Source organism: Xanthobacter sp. DMC12 (genome assembly GCF_056314105.1).
In genome coordinates this window covers 952,887-969,947 of sequence record NZ_JBQUYZ010000002.1, presented here as the reverse complement: position 1 = coordinate 969,947, position 17,061 = coordinate 952,887, and the positions used below count along the sequence as shown (strand labels likewise).

Here is a 17,061-nt window from a genome sequence, read left to right as displayed (position 1 = left end):
AGAGGACAGACCATGGGTGGACGACTTCAGGGCAAGACCGCGCTGGTGACGGCGGCGGGACAGGGCATCGGCCGCGCCATTGCGGAAACCTTCGTGCGCGAGGGCGCGAGCGTCATCGCGACCGATCTCGACACCGGCAAGCTGGCCGGCCTCGAGGGGGCGCAGACGCGGTCGCTGGACGTGCTCTCCACCGATGCCGTGACGGCGCTTGCCAAGGAGATCGGCCCGATCAACGTGCTGGTGAATGCCGCCGGCTATGTCCATCAGGGCACCATTTTCGAGACCAGCGAGAAGGACTGGGACTTCTCCTTCGACCTCAATGTGAAGTCCATGCACCGCACCATCTCGGCCTTCCTGCCGGGGATGCTGGAGACGGGCGCGGGCTCCATCGTCAACATCGCCTCGGCCGCCTCCTCCATCCGCGGCGTGCCGAACCGCTATGCCTACGGCACCACCAAGGCAGCGGTGATCGGCCTGACCAAGGCGGTGGCGGCGGACTTCATCCTGAAGGGCGTGCGCGCCAACGCCATCTGCCCCGGCACCATCCAGTCGCCCTCGCTGGACGAGCGCATCGCCGCGGTCTCGGCCCAGACCGGCCGCTCGCTGGAGCAGGTGCGCGCCGATTTCGTCGGCCGCCAGCCCATGGGGCGCCTCGGCACGCCGGAGGAAATCGCCGCGCTCGCCCTCTATCTCGCGTCGGATGAGAGCGCCTTCACCACGGGCCAGATCCACATCATCGACGGCGGCTGGGCACTCTGAGCGCGAGGGGATCTTCCAAGATGCACATTCTGGTCATCGGCGGCGCCGGCATGGTCGGCCGCAAGCTCATCGAGCGCCTCGCCCGCGACGGCCGCCTCGGCGGCAAACCCATCACCCGCATCACCGCCCATGACGTGGTGACGCCGAAGCCCCCCGAGGCGCCGTTCCCCATCGACACCCGCGTCTCCGACCTCTCCGTGCCCGGCGAGGCGGCGGCGCTGGTGGCGGACCGTCCGGACGTGATCCTGCACCTCGCGGCCATCGTCTCCGGCGAGGCGGAAGCGGATTTCGAGAAGGGCTACCGCATCAATCTCGACGGCACGCGCCACCTGTTCGACGCAGTGCGGCTGATCGAGGGCTACACGCCCCGCCTCGTCTTCACCTCGTCCATCGCGGTGTTCGGCGCGCCCTTCCCGGAGGCGATCCCGGACGAGTATTTCCACACGCCGCTCACCTCCTACGGCACGCAGAAGGCCATGGGCGAGCTGCTGCTGGCGGACTACACGCGGCGCGGCTTTTTCGACGGCATCGGCATCCGCCTGCCCACCATCTGCGTGCGGCCGGGCCTGCCCAACAAGGCGGCCTCCGGCTTCTTCTCCGGCATCATCCGCGAGCCGCTTGCGGGACAGGAGGCGGTGCTTCCGGTTTCCGAGGACGTGATGCACTGGCACGCCTCGCCGCGCTCGGCGGTGGGCTTCCTCATCCATGCCGCGACCATCGACGGGGCGAAGGTGGGCACCCGCCGCAACCTCACCATGCCCGGCCTCGCCGTGACCGTGGGCGAGCAGATCGAGGCGCTGCGGAAGGTGGCCGGCGATAAGGCCGTGGCGCGCATCAAGAAGGTGCCGGACCCGGTGATCGAGACCATCGTCTCGGGCTGGCCCCGCAAGTTCGACGCCGTCCGCGCGACCGAGCTGGGCTTCAAGGCGGAAAGCTCCTTCGAGGAGATCATCCGCATCCACATCGAGGACGAGCTCGGCGGCAAGATCGCCGACTGAGGCCGGCGTTGCGCGCGGGCCGTCCAAGCCCGCGCGGCGCTTGAGCGAGGCAACGCCAAAAGCCCGCGCGGCGCCTGAGCGAAGGCAACGCGAAAAGCCCGCGCGGCGTTTGAGCGAAAACAACGCAAATAACGCGCAAAACCTTACGCGGCGACCCCGGAGAGGCGGAGCGCGATGCGCTCCTCCAGCCGTGCGATGGCGGCGCCGATGTCCGGCAGCAGGCGGCGATAGGCGGAGCGGCGGGCCGGCGCCGGCAGGCTGCGGACGACCTCCGCGAGACCCCACGTCTCCAGTCGCAACAGTCCGAGGAAGGGCTGGCGGCGGATGGCCCGCCGGCTCGCTTCGCCCAGCGCCACCACCACGTCCAGGCGCGGCGCGCCGGAGAGCAGGAACACCCCGGCCGGCTTGGCGGACAGGCCATCGGCGGGGATGCCTTCCGCCTCCAGCGCGGCCACGACGGCGGCATCGACCGGACCCGGCACCGCGGCGGCGGCGCTGAACGGGCGCAGGTCGGGATGACGATGGAGCGCCACCGCTTCCGCCATCAGGCTGAGGGCCCCGTTGTCGGGGCACAGGAAGAGCACGGTCGGACGGCCGGGCATGCGAACCCCTTCATTTATAATCGGAATTTGCGAGCATCGCGCCCCGCGCCCGCTTTTTGATTCGGCACCCTAGATGGAGGGTGGGACGAGGGTGTGACACCTTCGCGGGATACGCCGGAGGCCGCGCGCGGCGGCACGGGAACGTCCTGATAAGACTGGCGTTAACCATTCCGAAAATTTTCCGGGGGATGGATCACATGCTGGCGAACGTCGTGATTCGACACGGAATTCGCGCCGGCGCGTAGAATTTCGGAGAAGAGTCATGGCCAAGAAGCCGGAAGTCACCAGTGACGCAGTGAGCAGCCTCGCCGCGAAGGCCCTTCGCGATCCGGGCAGCCTCACCCACGCGGAGATCAAGTCGCTCGCGGCTTCGGCTCTGACCCAGTCCCCCGACAAGCCCAAGCCTGCGGCGAAGACGGCTGCCAAGCCTGCAGCGAAGGCCGCCCCGAAGACCACTGCCGCGAAGCCTGCGGCTGCGAAGGCTGCCCCGGCCAAGGCCAAGGCCGCGCCTAAGGCCCCCGCCAAGGCCGCGGCCCCGAAGGCTGCTGCCGTGAAGGCCGCGGCTCCCGCCAAGGCGGCGCCCAAGGCTGCCGCTTCCAAGGCTGCTGCGCCCAAGGCCGCCGCTCCCAAGTCTGCCGTTCCCAAGTCTGCCGCTCCCAAGACGGCTGCGAAGTCCGAGGCGCCCAAGGCCGAGGCGAAGCCGGCCGAGGCGAAGGCTGCGGCTCCGAAGACCGCCGCCAAGGCTCCCAAGACCGCCACTGCTAAGACCGCCGCTGCCAAGGCCACTGCGCCCAAGGCCGCTGCGCCGAAGGCTCCGAAGGCTGCCCCTGCGCCCAAGACCCCCGCCCCGAAGGCCGCCCGCGCCAAGTCGGCGGCCGTGAAGACGGCTCCCGCTCCGGCCGCCAAGGCGCCGGCCAAGGCCGCGCCGAAGGCGGCCGCCAAGCCGGCCCGCGCCAAGAAGGCGTGAGACGAGAAGGCTTGAGACGAGAAGGCCTGACCGGTCTGCTGAAATAAGAAAGCCGCCGTCGGGGATGCCCGGCGGCGGCGTTCTTTCGTTCAGGATACGGAAGGGATCAGGGCGCGAGGACGCCCGTGCTGCCCAGGTTGAAGATCTGGACGCGCCGGTTGATGGCGGCGTGCGGATTCTTCACGTCCTGCAGGTTTTCCTCGCCGAGGCCCACGGCCTGAAGCCGGCGCGGGTCGACGCGGAAGGTGGTGGCGAGGGCCTGCATCACCGCGTCGGCGCGTTCCTGGCTCAGCTTGAGATTGTGCTCGCGCGTGCCGGTGGTGTCCGTATTGCCCACCACAAGGAACTTGTAGCCCAGCAGGATCGGGTTGTGCATGGCATCGGCGATGGACCCGAGCGTCCGGTAGGACGACGGCTTGATCATCGCGGAATTGAGATCGAACTCGATCTCCACGTTGATCTGCGCGAGCTGATCGAGCTGGATGGCCAGCGGCGGGCGGCTCTCGGGCGGGCCGGTGTACTTCATGTGCGCCACGGCGAGACCGCGCAGGGCCTCGGCGGACACGGTCGGCACATCGGCCACACTGGCCTGCAGACCCTGGACGATCTGGGCATTGGAGGTGGCGACCTGCGCCGAGGCCGGGCCGGCGAGCACCGGCACGAGAAGAGCTGCCGACAGCAGCAGGGTGGAGCGCATCTGGATCTTCATATGTCCCTCCCCTCTCACTGCTGATTGTAGCCGGCGTTGATGAGGGCGCTCGTGCAGGCGCGGCTCACCACCTTGGAGGCCTCGAGCAGGCACGAAACGATGTTGCCATCGCCGGGCACCATGCCGGGGCAATACTGAGCGCGGTCGCGGTCGCAGACCTTGTAGACCTCCTGCTGCGCAGCAGCGCGCGCCTCGGTCATCTGGCGGATGCCCTCGTGGTTGGCGGCGCAGGCGGGAGAGAGGCGTCCCACATTCTGGCTGAGGCAGGTGTAGATGCCGCCATTGCCGAGGTTCTGGCCCCGGCAGAGCTTCATGATGTCTTCGCCGCAATGCTGCGCGAGAAGGCCGGCGGCCTGCGCGTAGCTCATGGTCTGCGCCTGCGCCCCGGCGCTGTGGCCGACCGTTCCTGCCCCGAGCGCGATCAGCGCTGCGAGGGCCAGTCCCCGAAGTCTCATGTGTCCCCCCATCGCCCGGAATCGCGGGCCGGAGGGAATTGACCATTCAAGCTCCCGCTTGGTCAACCAGCGGGGGCGCGGCCGTGGCGCGATCAGGACGCCCGGCGGTGGTAGGTTCCGGCTTCGATCTCGTCTCCCGCGGCGCCCACGAGCCCGAGGGGATCGGCGGCGAGTTCCAGATCGGGCGCAAGGTCCGAGGCCTGCGGCTCGGCCTCCACCGGCGCGGCCACGGGCGACCGGCGTGGAGCGAGGGCGAGGTGGAAGGCGAGCGCGGCCACGGCCATGGCCGGCACCAGCATCGTCATGGCCATCAGCGGCGAGGGCAGCAGCGCCGAGATGGAGGTGCCGAGAAAGCCGCTGCCGATCTGCAGGAAGCCGGTGAGCGCGGAGGCAGCGCCGGCAATGGAGCCGAAACCGGCCAGCGCGCTGGTGGTGCAGCCGGGCAGCAGCAGGGCGCAGCCGCAGGCCCAGAAGGAGATGGGCAGCATCACGCTGAGCGTCGAGAGCGCCATCACATGCGGCCCCACCGCCATGGCCACCGCGCCGGTGAGCACCAGCAGCAGGCCGGGCAGGATGAGCTGCTGCGCCTTGAAGCGGTTGAGCAGCGGGCGGGCGATGAGGGTGCCCAGCATGAAGGCGCCGGTCTGCATCATCATGGCGAGGCCGAAACGGGTGGGCGAGAGCCCCACCCGGTCGATGAGCACGAAGGGCAGCGCCGCCGCCAGCGTATAGATACCGCCCAGCGCGGAACCGGCGGTGAGTGCGGCGCGCATGAAGCCGCGGTCGGTCAGGAGGCGGCGATAGCTCACCGCGACCGCCCGGGGCGCGGCGAGGCGCGGGTCCGGCGCGCGGTTGGTCTCCGGCACGCGCAGCAGCAGCACCGACATGAGGGTGAGGCCGAAGCCCGTCATGGCCACGAACACCGAATGCCAGCCGAAGGCGCCCAGCAGAAAACCGCCAATGGTGGGCGAGATGGCCGGACCGATGGCGAGGATGGTCCCGATGAGGTTCATCACCCGCGCCGAGGCCTGCCCCATATATTGGTCGCGCACCAGCGCACGGGACAGGGCGATGCCCGCCGCCGCGCCGATGCCCTGCAGGATGCGCCCGGCCACCAGCCAGCCGATGGTCGGTGCCAGCATGGCGACCACCGCGCCCGACAGATAAATCCCGAAGAAGCCAAGCGCCACCGGCCGCCGGCCGTAGGCGTCGGACAGCGGGCCGCAGATGAGCTGCGAGACGGCGAAGCCGAAGAAGAAGACGGTGAGGGTGAGCTTCACCGTGGCAATCGAGGTGCCGAACACCTCCACCAACGTCGGCAAGGCCGGCGTGTAGAGGGAGAGGCTGACCGGGCCGAGCATGACCATCATGCCGCCGATGATCGACACCTCGCGCTCGGTCATGAGCGGCTGGGGCGGTGCGGCGGGCTCCGCCGGATGGGACGCGCTCACCGCCGCGCCTCCCTGGTCCGGGTCTCGCGCGGGGCGGCCTCGCGGGTGGCGCAGTCGCGGGCGAGATTGCCGCGGATGCGGTCGAGGAATTCGCGCAGCTGCGCGCGCTCCTGATCCGAGAAGCCGCGCGTCGCCTCCTCGCGCGCCCGCGCCGCCGCCTGCTCGATGCCGTCCAGATAGGGCCGCGCCGCATCCGTGAGCACGACGATCTTGGCGCGCCGGTCGGTGGGGTCGGTCTCGCGCACCACCAGCCCCAGGCCTTCGAGGCGATCGAGGAAGCCCACCAGCGTCATCGGCTCCACGCTCATCTTCTCGGCGAGCGCCGACTGGCGCAGGCCCGGGTTGATGTTGATGTGGGCCAGCGCCCGCGCCTCGCCGATGGTCAGGCCGAGGCCGGCGCCGTCGAAGGCTCGGTCGATGCGGGCGCGATAGAGGCGCGCGGAGTCCACGAGCAGGAAGCCGAGCGGGGGCGTGGCGGGAGACGGGGGCGATCTCATAAGGCCAATATATAATAAGCCTTCCTTACTAACAAGCCTTGCCCGGCCTGACACATGTCATTGCGCGCCCAGTCCGACGCGCTATGTGTGGGGCGACATCCCTCAGGGAGACTTGCGATGCCTTGGTCCGTGACCATCGGCCGCCTCGGCGAGACCGCCATCCGCATCCACGTGACCTTCCTCCTGTTCCTCGTGTGGATCTGGGCGGCCTATTACCGGTCCGGCGGATCGCAGGCGGCGTGGGAGGGCGTGCTGTTCGTGGCGCTCTTGTTCTTCTGCGTGCTGCTGCACGAGCTGGGGCACGTGGTCGCCGCACGCCGCTACGGGGTGAAGACGCCGGACATCACGCTCTGGCCGTTCGGCGGCATCGCAAATCTGGAGCGCATCCCGGAAAAACCCTCGCAGGAGCTGGTGGTGGCCATCGCCGGGCCGGCGGTCAACGTGGTGATCGCCCTCGTGCTGCTGGCGGTGCTGAGCTTCACCTTGGCCGGCGGCGACCTCAAGGCGGAGGATCTGGCGAAGATCGAGGATCCCGGCACCTCCATGCTGGTCAAGCTCGCCGGCGCCAACATCTTCCTGGTGCTGTTCAACCTGATTCCCGCCTTCCCCATGGACGGGGGGCGGGTGCTGCGCGCGCTGCTCGCCATGAAGATGGGCTTTGCCCGGGCCACGGCGCTCGCCGCCTCCATCGGCCAGGGCCTCGCCATCGGCCTCGGGCTGCTCGGCATCTTCACCAACCCGATGCTGATGATCATCGGCGTTTTCGTCTTCCTCGCCGCCTCCGGCGAGGCCGGTCAGGTGCAGCTCAAGGAAGCCTCGCGCGGACATATCGTGGCGGACGCCATGATTACCCATTTCGAGACGCTGGGGCCGCAGTCCACCGTGGACGACGCCGCGGAGGCGCTCATCCGCTCCACCCAGAAGGAATTCCCGGTGGTGGACGGCGCCGGCCATCTGCGCGGCGTGCTCACCCGCGACGCCATGATCCGGGCGCTGAAGGAACAGGGGCCGTCCACCCCCGTCATCGAGGTGATGCAGCACGACATCCCGACCGTGGAGGCCCGCTCCCGCCTCGATGCGGCGCTGAAGCTCATCACCAGCGCACAGGCCCCCGCCGTCGGCGTCCTCGACACCGCCGGCGGCCGCCTCGTGGGCCTGCTCACGCCGGAGAATGTGGGCGAGCTGATGATGATACATGTAGCCCGCGACGCCAGAGCGGACAGAGAGAAGGGTATATCTAGCTGATTTTTATTTATTTTTTGCACCTTCCGAGGAAGCCAAGCCAGGCCACCGCAAAGCCCGGTCATCACCCGGTCATCACCGGAACGAATTTCGCGGCAAAATGCCCCCTAGGCTGATCGAGGCCGATAACAGCCCTTAGGCCATGCTCGCGCCCAGGCTCCCGGTTCCGACAACAAGAGGCCGCCCGGGCCACCGAGGCACGCGAGCAGGCCGGCAAATCCGCCAGGGCCGACCGCCCACCGCGCCGCCGCCCCACTCCCTCCATTGGAGGAATTTAAAGCCACACGGCCAGAAGCCCGAAGGTGCGGAACGTTTCCGCACCCTACAACGCTCATCACCGCCCCATCAGCGGCTGAAATCAAGCGGCACAGGCTCACCCCTCCCGCCCAGGCACCACACGCAGCTCAGGCCGAGCCAAGTCTGGAGCCCGAGGCGTCACCAGATCCGGGAGATAGACGCCGCACGTTGGCGACAGCTTGCGTTGCGCTCGCCGCGTCGGATCAGGCAGGGGATAAGGGCAGGGATAGCGCAGCCGGTCCAGCACCGCCCCGATATCCGCATCCGCGCCGTAGCGTTCGGCCAGCCGAGCAAGCCGGAGCCGCCCGCGCCTCTGGCAGAGGACACAGGCCACGCGAACGACAATATGAGGATACTCGACAAGGCGCATAGGCGGGACACTCCCCCGCCCATCGATTCCATGAGAACAAAAATAGAACAAGGTACGAGATATAGGGGCTCAGCCGGCGCGGTGGCTGTAGCAACTGCCGTGAGCGGCCCCCGAGCTCTCGCAGTTGCCGCCTTGCCTGGGCGCTGTGGTAGAAGTGCCACCCCCTCCCAGGGGCGCTAAGGCAGACCACCAGGGGACTATGCCATGCAAGGAGGTTGTTTGTGCGGCTCCTTCCGGTACCACCTGAAAGGCAAACCAGCTATCTCGGTTAACTGCCACTGCGGAATGTGTCGTCGCCATAGCGGCGCTTCTTTTCTAACCTACGTCGCCGTTGACCAAACGTCGTTCCATGTCGAGACTGGGAACTTGGTCCAATATCGGTCGTCTGAGCAAGCAGTACGCACGCATTGCGGCACCTGTGGCAGCCCATTGACTTTCACATTCGATTCGGACCCCGGAACCATCTGGGTCACAGCAGGATCTCTGGACAACCCTAACGCCTGCCCGCCATCGGAGAACTGGTTCATCCACGACAAGCTGTCGTGGACCAAGCTGGACGACCAAATCAAGGCCTGGGCAGGGGCACCGCATGAGGGCTGACCCGCGTCGTCTGTCCTAATAGCTTGCGCGCCCGGCGCTGTGCCGTAGCCTCGGCCCATGTGCAACCTCTACAGCCACACCTCGAACGTCCAGGCGATCATCGATCTGGTGCGCGCGACGCGGAACCTCGGGGGCAACCTGCCGCCGCAGCCGGGGATATTCCCAGACCATGAGGCGCCGATCGTTCGCACCGGCGCCGACGGTGTACGCGAGATTGCCATGGCCCGATGGGGCATGCCGTCGTCGCAGCTGGCGCTCATGGAAGCTGCAAAGAAGCGCGCGGCGAAGCTGGAGGCCAAGGGCCAGGCGGTCGATTTCAAGGAGCTCCTGCGCCTGGAGCCGGATGCTGGCACGACCAACGTCCGCAACACAGCGAGCAAGCACTGGCAGCGCTGGCTGGGGCCCGAGAACCGCTGCGTCGTGCCCTTCACGAGCTTCAGCGAGTTCAACAAAGCCGCAGGCGGGGACGTGTGGTTCGCCTTCTCGGAGGCACGCCCACTGGCCGTGTTCGCGGGAATCTGGACGGCTGGATGGACCTGCGTCCGCAAGATGAAGACAGGCCTGGAGACGCTCGACCTATTCGGGTTTCTGACGACCGAGCCAAGCGAGCCGGTCGCCAGCATCCACCCGAAGGCGATGCCGGTCATCCTCACGGAGCCGGAAGAGATTGACGCCTGGATGGGCGCTCCATGGGAGGAAGCGAAGGCGCTCCAGCGCCCGCTCCCGGCCAGCGCGCTCCAGATTGTGGCGCGGGGTGTCAAGAAGGATGGCGCCTAAGCCGCCACCCCCTCCCCCTATGGACCTCGCCAACATGAGGCAGAACGGAGTTCGTCACGTTATCGCCTTCTGCATCGCCTGCCACCATTCGGCTGACGTATTGGCAGACCGCTGGAGTGGCGAGGAGACGATACCAGGGTTAGCACGGCACTTCAGGTGCTCGGCATGTGGCAGCCGCAAGGTTCAAGTTCGGCCGGCGTGGCATCGCCGGGGGATGTCTTCCTAGAGAATACGCCAGGCCGACGTGCCGGGTGTGCCCCGCATGGGGCGGGTTTTGCCAAGCTTTGAGAGCTAGGCCAAACAGTATCGGCCCATGCAGCCGAAGAGGTGAACTAAGTGGCCGCAAGTACGCGTCCGATTGGACCGACGGTGAAAGAAGTAAGGCTGCGAGAATTACCAGCGCAACTGCTATATAAAAAACGATCTACATATCCATAGCCTACAGGATAATAACCAAGCTTGGCGACCGCAAATCATTCAAATGGCTGCGCAATCACAGGTACGAACTAATAGTTTTCTTCTTCCGGCGCCTCGCTGCCTTCGAGGACAATCTCCATCTGGGCGGGCAACCCGTACCCTGCCAAGTCAAACGCCAGCTTTGCACCGACACTCACTGTCACGACGAAGAGGGCCACCATCATTGCCATGAGCACAAGCTCAGCTCGGCGCAGGCGAACGCTTGCGTAGCTGCTGGATCCCGCAAAGCTGGCTGATATCATCTCGGGCATCGGTTCTCGCCGCTCATGCCCTAAGGCAAATCAATTAAACCGTTTCAGTAGTGACGCAAGCCGGCTCCCACCAGTCCAATTCGATCCAAATCGGAACGATATGCGCGCGGTCGGGACACCCGCTGCTGCGTTATTGTCGCCCATCCGAGGAAAGGAAGATGCCTCCAGCCTCGATGATGTTGCGGAGAGCAAGGCGCGCCGTTTCGGCCTGGGCTTTGTCTGGCATGACAACTGTGACGACAGGCGTCCGGGCTGGACCGCGCACGATGATGAATCCGGGCCCAGAAATTTCGCCGTTGTCCACTTCGCCAATTTCGCTCACTTCAAATCGATGCATGGCGTCCTCAAGGCGCCGTTAGAGCTTGCATACATGTACCACAAAGGGCTTCGCCCCGCGAGGCGTGGCTAACCTGGCCCTTCGGTCCGAGCGGGTACCGAGATGCCCATTCTTAGTGGAAAGGGAAATTGTCTGCCCCAACCTTCATTCGGCCGGATAGCGAGCCGAGCGTCATTCCCATATGTGCGCCGGGCTGCTGCTGCTCTGTTTTAGGTTATCGGGCGGCACCCGTCCAAAGCCGCGCGTGGCCATCAGATCGTCCAGGACATGGAAGAAGCCCGGACCGTGGCAATTGACGAGATCGGCGTCGACATCGAAAGCCTAACGTGGCCGCCACAGCAGCGCGAGCAGTCCCGCCGCCGTGAGCCACAGGGCAATCAAAGCCGAGAGCGCTGCGCCGGCGCCCCAGGCCGCCAGCAGCGCGATGACGAGCGGCTGGGCGATGATCGCCTCGCCCTAGAAACCGAAGAGCAGCACCAGAGTCGCCAGCAGCGCCACGAGGGACAGCGGCCCGAGACGCGCGAGCAGGCCGTCCAGCGCCGCCTGCCCGCCCTGGGCCAGCAGCCGGCGGCGCAGCAGTTGGGCGACGATGACCGCGCGAAGGTGCTTCGAGCCGAAGGACTCGGGGAGACAGGAAGAGGAGGTGTGCTCAGCCTTGGCGTTCGGGCACCCGGAGTTGGGATTCCCGTGCGACCCGCTCGAACGGCTCGCGCTCACCCTTCACCTTATATGCGGGCTCGCCGCCGTCGGGCGGCAATTTACGAAGGATGCGGAAAGGGCCCGCCGGAGATAGGAAATCCCCGGAGAACTCGACGACCTGATCTGGCACGAACTTTCCCGGCACATGAGCCTCCTGCGGCCAGCATGTAGAAGGCTGCAAGGCCATTGCCTGAATATGAACCCCGTGGCGCTATACCTCAGCGCTGGTCGGTGCTTGCCTGTTCAGGATCTCGTTCCGACCCAGAATGAGGCGGCGGCACAAAAAATCGCGAAGACGACTACGCCGAGTACCAGGAGCGAGCCGAATTCCATGCTTACTCCCCTCTAAACTGCACTGCTTCAGCTAAATAGCAGCACTTATCAACGTCCTCACTTTAGTGTGGCGCCATAGTCCAGATGTTACAAGCAACAACTATGTGCGCATGCCAGAGAAGCGTTGCGGCAGCCGCTAGCCTGTGACCACAGACAACGTCCTTGAAAGCACTACCATCTTGAAGGGTAAGCTAAATCGACAGCCATATGACAAGCGCAAGGCACACTACAGTCACGCCAACCACGGCAGCCGCAGCACGGGAAGCATCCATCGGAGCCTGCGGCTCTGGCTTGCGGTTACAAAATACCGCGACCAAGGAACAAACGTCATCGGTTACGGATGGTTCCCAAGGGAGCCAGGTGAACTGTGGGCCGCCTGGGCTAAGGCGTCCGGTCATGAGGTGACGTGGACCTCAACCGTCATGCCGCCGAAGGCGCTGCTGTCTCCAATGAAGCTCCCCTGCACGGGGATCGCCTGACGAATGTCGCGCACCACCGCGACCGGGATGAGATTGAACCCGCCCATGCTGCGGTTGGTGGGGTCGAATGGGATCCAGCCGGCGCCGGGCACAAACACCTCCGCCCACGCATGGGTGGAGCCCATGCCCTGAGTGCCCACGACAGTTCCGGTCGGGTTATAGAGATAGCCCGATACGATACGCGCGCCGAAGCCTAGGCTGCGGACCGTCTCGACGAACAGCACCGCAAAATCGCGGCATGAGCCCCAACCACGATCAAGCGTCTGGGTTGGCGACTGTGTCCCCTCCTCGTCGCGGCTCTGGTAGGAGATCTGCCGGGAGACGCCGGCGCTCAGATCCTTGAGCAGCGAGAGAGTGTCAGTGGAATTTCCCCGGACGAAGCCCATCGCCCAGCTCCGCAGCCGGCCGCTGGCATCGGGGAACTGGGGCGTCCCCAGAGCGCCGAGATCGGTCCACTCGTCGGCGGAATAGTTGAAGGGAAAAGACGTGGCGGAGCCCTCGATGGCGAACACCGGCCATGGCACGGCATCAAGCTGGAGCTCGGTCGTGCTCTTAATGACCAGTTGATCGCCGGACGTCGCGAAAGTCGCCGTGGCGACCGCGTTGCCGAAGACATCCTGGGCCCAGTCCACCGTTGCCGCCGGGGTCAGCGCCAGTTCGTTCGACATCAGTCGCAGGTCGCGGCTTTCACGGGGGCGCAGCATCAGTCTGTGCGGCCCGAATGTCACGGGTCGATGGAAGTGATAGGTGGTGGTGTGACGAATCTGGAGAGGGATCAAGGACGCTCCGTGGGGTCTGCCGCGCTCGAAGGTCTGGACAGGCTGCGCAAACAAGAGCGTACCTGGCTCGCCTGGGTTCAGGTCAGCTCCAAGGGGGCGGGGACATCAGCTTAGCACATTGCCGTTCGGCTCCCTCGTTGAATTGATTGACAGATAAATAATGTTGCACACTCGCGAATATCGGCGCATAGTGGTCTGGTCGATACAAAGCCTGATCAATTGGTTTTGCGCAGATTTTTATTTTGCGCCCATCCAGAAATTCTCGCCAGAAAATGCGATGTCGACGACTGGCCATGGGCCGGTGAGCTAATTATCGAAATTGAGAGGGTTTCCGATGACTGAGGGAACCGTGAAGTGGTTCAACGCCCAGAAGGGCTTTGGATTCATCGCCCCTGATGCAGGCGGCAATGACGCGTTCGTCCATATCAGCGCTGTCGAGCGCTCCGGCCTCGGCGAGCTGCGCGAAGGCCAGAAGGTGGGTTTTGTGCTTGTCGCCGATCGCAAGAGCGGGAAGATGTCCGCGGACATGCTCAGGGATCTGAGCTGACCTGATGGCCGGCAGCCTGAGTCTTTCAGGAGCGCCGGACTGATCATTGTTGCCGAAAGCTGACCGCGGATGTACCGGCAGCTCCGGTGGTGATGTGCCATCCCTTTGCCTAGCAGAGCGCCCGACGCCCTGTGGCCCTTGACGGTCGCAGGGCGTTTTTCGTTTCGCCGGCAGGATCGACCCACGTGCCCGAGAGGAAACGGCCATGGCCAAAGGACAGCTGCGCGGCAATCGCGAGGCAAAGAAGCCAAAGAAGATCAAGGTGCCGGACGCGCCAGCTTCTTTCGTGAAGGGGTCCCCGGTATCGTTGAGCCCGCCCAAGAAGAAGGGTTGAGGTGCCGTCTTGAACGTATGAAACCGTGAAATCACGGTCACGTTCGATCACGCCATTCGCCTCAGCGAGGCGGATGGCGACCTTCCGCCGGGAACCTACCGTTTCGTCATCGACGAGGAGCAGCTTCTCGGCGTCTCGGCCGAGCCTACCGAGTCAACCACGCGACCAAAAGAATGCAGATGAGGCTGACGACGATTAGCAGGATAATAATACCCGTAGACATCGCCGTCTCCTGCTGACGAGAAATAGAACTCGGCCGGAGACAAAATTGTTCCGCTCAAGCTTGGCGTGGCTTTCTAATTGATTTGCCAATCCATGCACGCCGGCGCATAGTAAAATCTTGGAGTTCGAAAAATCCGCCATCTCGTTCTCGTGTCGCACTGGGGGATGGTACGGGATTTTTCCGGGGACTTTGGGGCGTTCTCCTTTAAGCATCGAATGCAAATGGCTGAATGACGACCCTGACAAAGGGATACCTCATGCCCCGCAGCTTCGACGAATTCGTCCATCTAAGAAACATCAAAAACTTTGAGAAAAAGATCGAGAACGAAACGGACCCGGCTGTTCGCCGAATGCTCGTTCGTCTACTTGCGGAAGAAAAGGCGTCCAAGCCCCTCGCCGCGACCCCTAAGGGATAATCAGAACTGGAGTCGCCCGATCTCTCGGACAGCAATTGTCTGCGCATAAAAAGCCGTCTGTCTGCCCGGCAGAAAGATAAATCATGAAAAAATCGGCAGCGATGGCGCGGGCAATGAATCTGTTTATGTCGATCGAGAGATCGGTAACATCATGCGAGCGTGTTCTGATTTTGTCTCTTCTTGAGGATATTATCTCCGACTCGGACTCACTCCGATCGAGAGAAGGGCTTTTTCCGCGTCCCGTGACGCTCCAGACAGCCGGCCTCTCGTTGGCGGACGGGCAAACTGAAGCTGATTAAGTCGGCATCTGCCTCCAGCTCAGATGGGGGGGCCGATGGGGGGCCGAGCGGTTAACCCGCAGTTCCGCTCGGCTTGCCCCTTAATGCACGGCCTCGCCCTCGCCAATCGTAAGGCCCAGGGCGGCAGCGAACTGGCGAATGCGGCGGTCCAGTTCCTCGAACGGCGCCCTGGCTGCGTTCGTCGGCAAAGCCTCGTACCTGAGGCGGCTTCGAAATCGGGTCCGCGTGGGCGCCGCGTTTGCGGTGATCGAACGCCAGAGGTCAGCATCCTGTCTTCGCGCTAAGCCCCAACCGGTGCCTCGGCCGCAGCGCCGACAGCCGGCCCGTCGTGATGATAAACCACGACCCGGTTTCTACCCGCGCCTTTGGCCTCGTATAACGCGCGATCCGCCTGCGTCACGAGATCGGTGCCTGAAGACGGCGGCGTCATTGCCGCCGCAACGCCGATGCTCACCGTTACCTTGCCCAGAGCCGGCTCATTCGGACAGGGGTCCATCGAAGCAATCGCCGTGCGTATGCGCTCCGCAATGAAGCTGGCTCCGCCGGCCTCCGTCGCAGGAAGGAGCGCGACGAACTCTTCGCCGCCATATCGTGCGGCGAAGTCGCCGGGCCGGCGGATGGAGCGCGAGATTTCCTTGGCGATCCGGGCCAGCACCACGTCGCCCACTGCGTGTCCAAAGCGGTCGTTGACGCGCTTGAAGTGGTCGACATCGACCATCAGCACCGCAAGGGACGCGTGGTGTCGGGCGGCGCGGCGCACCTCTGAAGCGAGCGCCAGATCAAACGCACGGCGATTGGGCAGGCCTGTGAGCTCGTCCGTGACAGCCAGAATTTCCAACTGCTCCTCGACTTCCTGGCTGCGTATCAGCGCGAGGCGAAGCGTGCGGATCAGAACGATGAGCAGCACGCACATGCCGGCCGTCAGCGCCGAGGAGATCAGTGCGCCTTCCGTCCATTCAGCCATGGCCGCCGTTGGCGATATGCCCACGGAAAGAAGGAGCGGGAAGTCCCCGATGATGGTGTCGAGATAATAGCGGTCGACACCATCTAGCTGCGACCGTTCACTGAACTGGTCTCCGGGCTTCGCCATCATCCGTTGAAATACGGGCGAGCCCGAGACGTTGAGGCCCGTATTCCCTTTCCCGTCAGTCGATGGCGACCGAAGGATCACCGTGCCATCGGTGCGCGTAATGGCGATGACGCTTTCGGGACCGAGATTGACGGTGTCGAGAAGAGACTGAAAAAACGCGATGCGAAGAGCCGCAGCCACGACTCCCTCGAAACTGCCGTCCGGTCCTGAGATGCGCCGGCTCAAGGCTATGCTCGGGTCATTGTCACGCAACCGGCTCCTGAAGGGGGCGCTCACATGGGTGCCGGCGTCCTCTTTCAGTTGGGCCTTGAAATAATCGCGGTCGGAAAAATTCATTTGTCGCGGCTGCGGCGATCCCGATTCCTCAATGAGGTCTCCACTGCGATCAATGATCACGAGCGCTCCAAGGAACCGCGCGCTGGCGGCACGGTCGAAAAGCACCATCCGCCGGAGCTCAGGCGTCAAATCTCCCACCCCATCCGCCGCGAAGGCCTCCTCAGCGCCGCGCAGGGTCAGATCGATGACGGTCAGATTTCGCTCGATGTTGGCAGCCACTGTGTTCAGGACATTCTGTGCGGAATGGACTGCGAGCAACCACGTGGCCTGGTATGACCGCCAGAGCGTAAGCCCTTGCGCGAGAAGGATCATCGCAATCAGAGCTGCCACAATCAGCGGCACATAAGCCCCGGCAACCAGACGCCGCATCTTAGACCTGCCCGGAGCAACCAGAACGACACCCTGACTGCCCGAAACATGCACATTGGCCTGTGAAATGACAACCGTACTGAGAAACGGAGGCAGGAGAAGCGAGCGGCATTCTGGCGCGGCGTGGACTCGCTCGACGGTATGATCTAGCGCCGACCCCCAAGGCGCAATACATGATGCCCTAGCGGTAGCTGGCACTCAGCCCAGCCTATCGCTCCCGGCATCCCCCATGCCCGGGATCCGGCCTAACCCCCAAGGGCCGGAGGACGCGGAGCCGGGATGAGTGCCCCCGCCAACTCCCGGCTCCGCTCCGATCACTGAAGAAAAATTCCCGCCGTTGAACAAAGTCACGATTGCTTGCACTTTGAC

Annotated in this window: 17 protein-coding genes and 1 pseudogene; 8 read left to right on the top strand and 10 right to left on the bottom strand. The window is 64.8% G+C overall.

Translation table 11 applies throughout. The features are described from left to right. The first annotated feature begins 12 nt into the window (after positions 1-12). Complete coding sequence (locus ACT535_RS12620; RefSeq protein ID WP_476364629.1) at positions 13-759, top strand: SDR family oxidoreductase; 747 nt, start codon at positions 13-15, stop codon at positions 757-759. 20 nt (positions 760-779) lie between these two features. Beyond that, entirely contained in the window at positions 780-1,757 is a 978-nt protein-coding gene (denD, locus tag ACT535_RS12615) for a D-erythronate dehydrogenase (protein ID WP_476364628.1), read from the top strand. A 143-nt stretch (positions 1,758-1,900) separates the two neighbouring features. On the opposite strand, the gene ACT535_RS12610 is transcribed toward denD, so the two are convergent. Beyond that, positions 1,901-2,359 (bottom strand): arsenate reductase/protein-tyrosine-phosphatase family protein, encoded by a 459-nt coding sequence (locus tag ACT535_RS12610; protein ID WP_476364627.1) that lies wholly within the window; start codon positions 2,357-2,359, stop codon positions 1,901-1,903. A gap of 262 nt (positions 2,360-2,621) precedes the next feature. On the opposite strand from ACT535_RS12610, the gene ACT535_RS12605 reads away from it, so the two are divergent. Further along, on the top strand, positions 2,622-3,326 hold the full coding sequence (locus ACT535_RS12605) for a hypothetical protein (protein WP_476364626.1): 705 nt from the start codon (positions 2,622-2,624) through the stop codon (positions 3,324-3,326). A 106-nt stretch (positions 3,327-3,432) separates the two neighbouring features. Here ACT535_RS12605 and ACT535_RS12600 read toward each other — a convergent pair whose 3' ends face one another. From ACT535_RS12600 to ACT535_RS12585, 4 genes are all read right to left on the bottom strand, one after another. Further along, positions 3,433-4,035 (bottom strand): OmpA family protein, encoded by a 603-nt coding sequence (locus tag ACT535_RS12600; RefSeq protein ID WP_476364625.1) that lies wholly within the window; start codon positions 4,033-4,035, stop codon positions 3,433-3,435. A gap of 14 nt (positions 4,036-4,049) precedes the next feature. Beyond that, positions 4,050-4,490: a hypothetical protein gene (locus ACT535_RS12595; protein WP_476364624.1), complete on the bottom strand. Its 441-nt coding sequence runs from the start codon at positions 4,488-4,490 to the stop codon at positions 4,050-4,052. Positions 4,491-4,582: 92 nt separating this feature from the next. Then, the gene (locus ACT535_RS12590) at positions 4,583-5,941 is read right to left on the bottom strand and encodes a multidrug effflux MFS transporter (RefSeq protein ID WP_476364623.1); all 1,359 of its coding nucleotides are present in this window, start codon (positions 5,939-5,941) and stop codon (positions 4,583-4,585) included. Further along, positions 5,938-6,438 (bottom strand): MarR family winged helix-turn-helix transcriptional regulator, encoded by a 501-nt coding sequence (locus ACT535_RS12585; protein WP_476364622.1) that lies wholly within the window; start codon positions 6,436-6,438, stop codon positions 5,938-5,940. Before ACT535_RS12585 ends, ACT535_RS12590 begins: the two co-directional genes overlap by 4 nt. Before the next feature lie 117 nt (positions 6,439-6,555). Between ACT535_RS12585 and ACT535_RS12580 the strand changes: the two genes are divergently transcribed. The 3 genes from ACT535_RS12580 to ACT535_RS12570 all read left to right on the top strand — a co-directional run bounded on the left by ACT535_RS12580 (position 6,556) and on the right by ACT535_RS12570 (position 9,724). Then, complete coding sequence (locus tag ACT535_RS12580; protein ID WP_476364621.1) at positions 6,556-7,683, top strand: site-2 protease family protein; 1,128 nt, start codon at positions 6,556-6,558, stop codon at positions 7,681-7,683. An 868-nt stretch (positions 7,684-8,551) separates the two neighbouring features. Further along, complete coding sequence (locus ACT535_RS12575; protein ID WP_476364620.1) at positions 8,552-8,947, top strand: GFA family protein; 396 nt, start codon at positions 8,552-8,554, stop codon at positions 8,945-8,947. 57 nt (positions 8,948-9,004) lie between these two features. Continuing rightward, a complete protein-coding gene (locus tag ACT535_RS12570; RefSeq protein WP_476364619.1) occupies positions 9,005-9,724 on the top strand; it encodes an SOS response-associated peptidase in 720 nt (239 codons plus the stop codon). A gap of 506 nt (positions 9,725-10,230) precedes the next feature. On the opposite strand, the gene ACT535_RS12565 is transcribed toward ACT535_RS12570, so the two are convergent. The 4 genes and pseudogenes from ACT535_RS12565 to ACT535_RS12550 form a co-directional block, all read right to left on the bottom strand. Continuing rightward, positions 10,231-10,452, bottom strand: a complete 222-nt coding sequence (locus ACT535_RS12565) for a hypothetical protein (RefSeq protein ID WP_476364618.1) — start codon at positions 10,450-10,452, stop codon at positions 10,231-10,233. Between the two features lie 130 nt (positions 10,453-10,582). Further along, the gene (locus ACT535_RS12560; protein WP_476364617.1) at positions 10,583-10,789 is read right to left on the bottom strand and encodes a hypothetical protein; all 207 of its coding nucleotides are present in this window, start codon (positions 10,787-10,789) and stop codon (positions 10,583-10,585) included. A gap of 459 nt (positions 10,790-11,248) precedes the next feature. Further along, a pseudogene (locus ACT535_RS12555) lies at positions 11,249-11,383 on the bottom strand (arsenic resistance protein); the annotation flags it as partial. Positions 11,384-12,215: 832 nt separating this feature from the next. Then, positions 12,216-13,079 (bottom strand): transglutaminase family protein, encoded by an 864-nt coding sequence (locus ACT535_RS12550; protein ID WP_476364616.1) that lies wholly within the window; start codon positions 13,077-13,079, stop codon positions 12,216-12,218. Between the two features lie 334 nt (positions 13,080-13,413). On the opposite strand from ACT535_RS12550, the gene ACT535_RS12545 reads away from it, so the two are divergent. Next, positions 13,414-13,626, top strand: a complete 213-nt coding sequence (locus ACT535_RS12545) for a cold-shock protein (RefSeq protein WP_476325747.1) — start codon at positions 13,414-13,416, stop codon at positions 13,624-13,626. A gap of 205 nt (positions 13,627-13,831) precedes the next feature. After that, positions 13,832-13,960, top strand: a complete 129-nt coding sequence (locus ACT535_RS12540; RefSeq protein ID WP_476325749.1) for a hypothetical protein — start codon at positions 13,832-13,834, stop codon at positions 13,958-13,960. A gap of 1,217 nt (positions 13,961-15,177) precedes the next feature. On the opposite strand, the gene ACT535_RS12535 is transcribed toward ACT535_RS12540, so the two are convergent. Beyond that, the gene (locus ACT535_RS12535; RefSeq protein WP_476364615.1) at positions 15,178-16,692 is read right to left on the bottom strand and encodes a sensor domain-containing diguanylate cyclase; all 1,515 of its coding nucleotides are present in this window, start codon (positions 16,690-16,692) and stop codon (positions 15,178-15,180) included. Positions 16,693-17,061 lie beyond the last annotated feature (369 nt).

Excerpts from the sequence above, each read along its gene's own strand:
- denD (WP_476364628.1), top strand. The coding sequence starts at position 780 with ATGCACATTCTGGTCATCGGCGGCGCCGGCATGGTCGGCCGCAAGCTC.
- ACT535_RS12595 (WP_476364624.1), bottom strand. The coding sequence starts at position 4,490 with ATGAGACTTCGGGGACTGGCCCTCGCAGCGCTGATCGCGCTCGGGGCA.
- ACT535_RS12580 (WP_476364621.1), top strand. The coding sequence starts at position 6,556 with ATGCCTTGGTCCGTGACCATCGGCCGCCTCGGCGAGACCGCCATCCGC.
- ACT535_RS12535 (WP_476364615.1), bottom strand. The coding sequence starts at position 16,692 with ATGCGGCGTCTGGTTGCCGGGGCTTATGTGCCGCTGATTGTGGCAGCT.
- ACT535_RS12585 (WP_476364622.1), bottom strand. The coding sequence starts at position 6,438 with ATGAGATCGCCCCCGTCTCCCGCCACGCCCCCGCTCGGCTTCCTGCTC.
- ACT535_RS12605 (WP_476364626.1), top strand. The coding sequence starts at position 2,622 with ATGGCCAAGAAGCCGGAAGTCACCAGTGACGCAGTGAGCAGCCTCGCC.
- ACT535_RS12560 (WP_476364617.1), bottom strand. The coding sequence starts at position 10,789 with ATGCATCGATTTGAAGTGAGCGAAATTGGCGAAGTGGACAACGGCGAA.
- ACT535_RS12545 (WP_476325747.1), top strand. The coding sequence starts at position 13,414 with ATGACTGAGGGAACCGTGAAGTGGTTCAACGCCCAGAAGGGCTTTGGA.
- ACT535_RS12565 (WP_476364618.1), bottom strand. The coding sequence starts at position 10,452 with ATGCCCGAGATGATATCAGCCAGCTTTGCGGGATCCAGCAGCTACGCA.
- ACT535_RS12600 (WP_476364625.1), bottom strand. The coding sequence starts at position 4,035 with ATGAAGATCCAGATGCGCTCCACCCTGCTGCTGTCGGCAGCTCTTCTC.
- ACT535_RS12610 (WP_476364627.1), bottom strand. The coding sequence starts at position 2,359 with ATGCCCGGCCGTCCGACCGTGCTCTTCCTGTGCCCCGACAACGGGGCC.
- ACT535_RS12575 (WP_476364620.1), top strand. The coding sequence starts at position 8,552 with ATGCAAGGAGGTTGTTTGTGCGGCTCCTTCCGGTACCACCTGAAAGGC.
- ACT535_RS12620 (WP_476364629.1), top strand. The coding sequence starts at position 13 with ATGGGTGGACGACTTCAGGGCAAGACCGCGCTGGTGACGGCGGCGGGA.
- ACT535_RS12570 (WP_476364619.1), top strand. The coding sequence starts at position 9,005 with ATGTGCAACCTCTACAGCCACACCTCGAACGTCCAGGCGATCATCGAT.
- ACT535_RS12540 (WP_476325749.1), top strand. The coding sequence starts at position 13,832 with ATGGCCAAAGGACAGCTGCGCGGCAATCGCGAGGCAAAGAAGCCAAAG.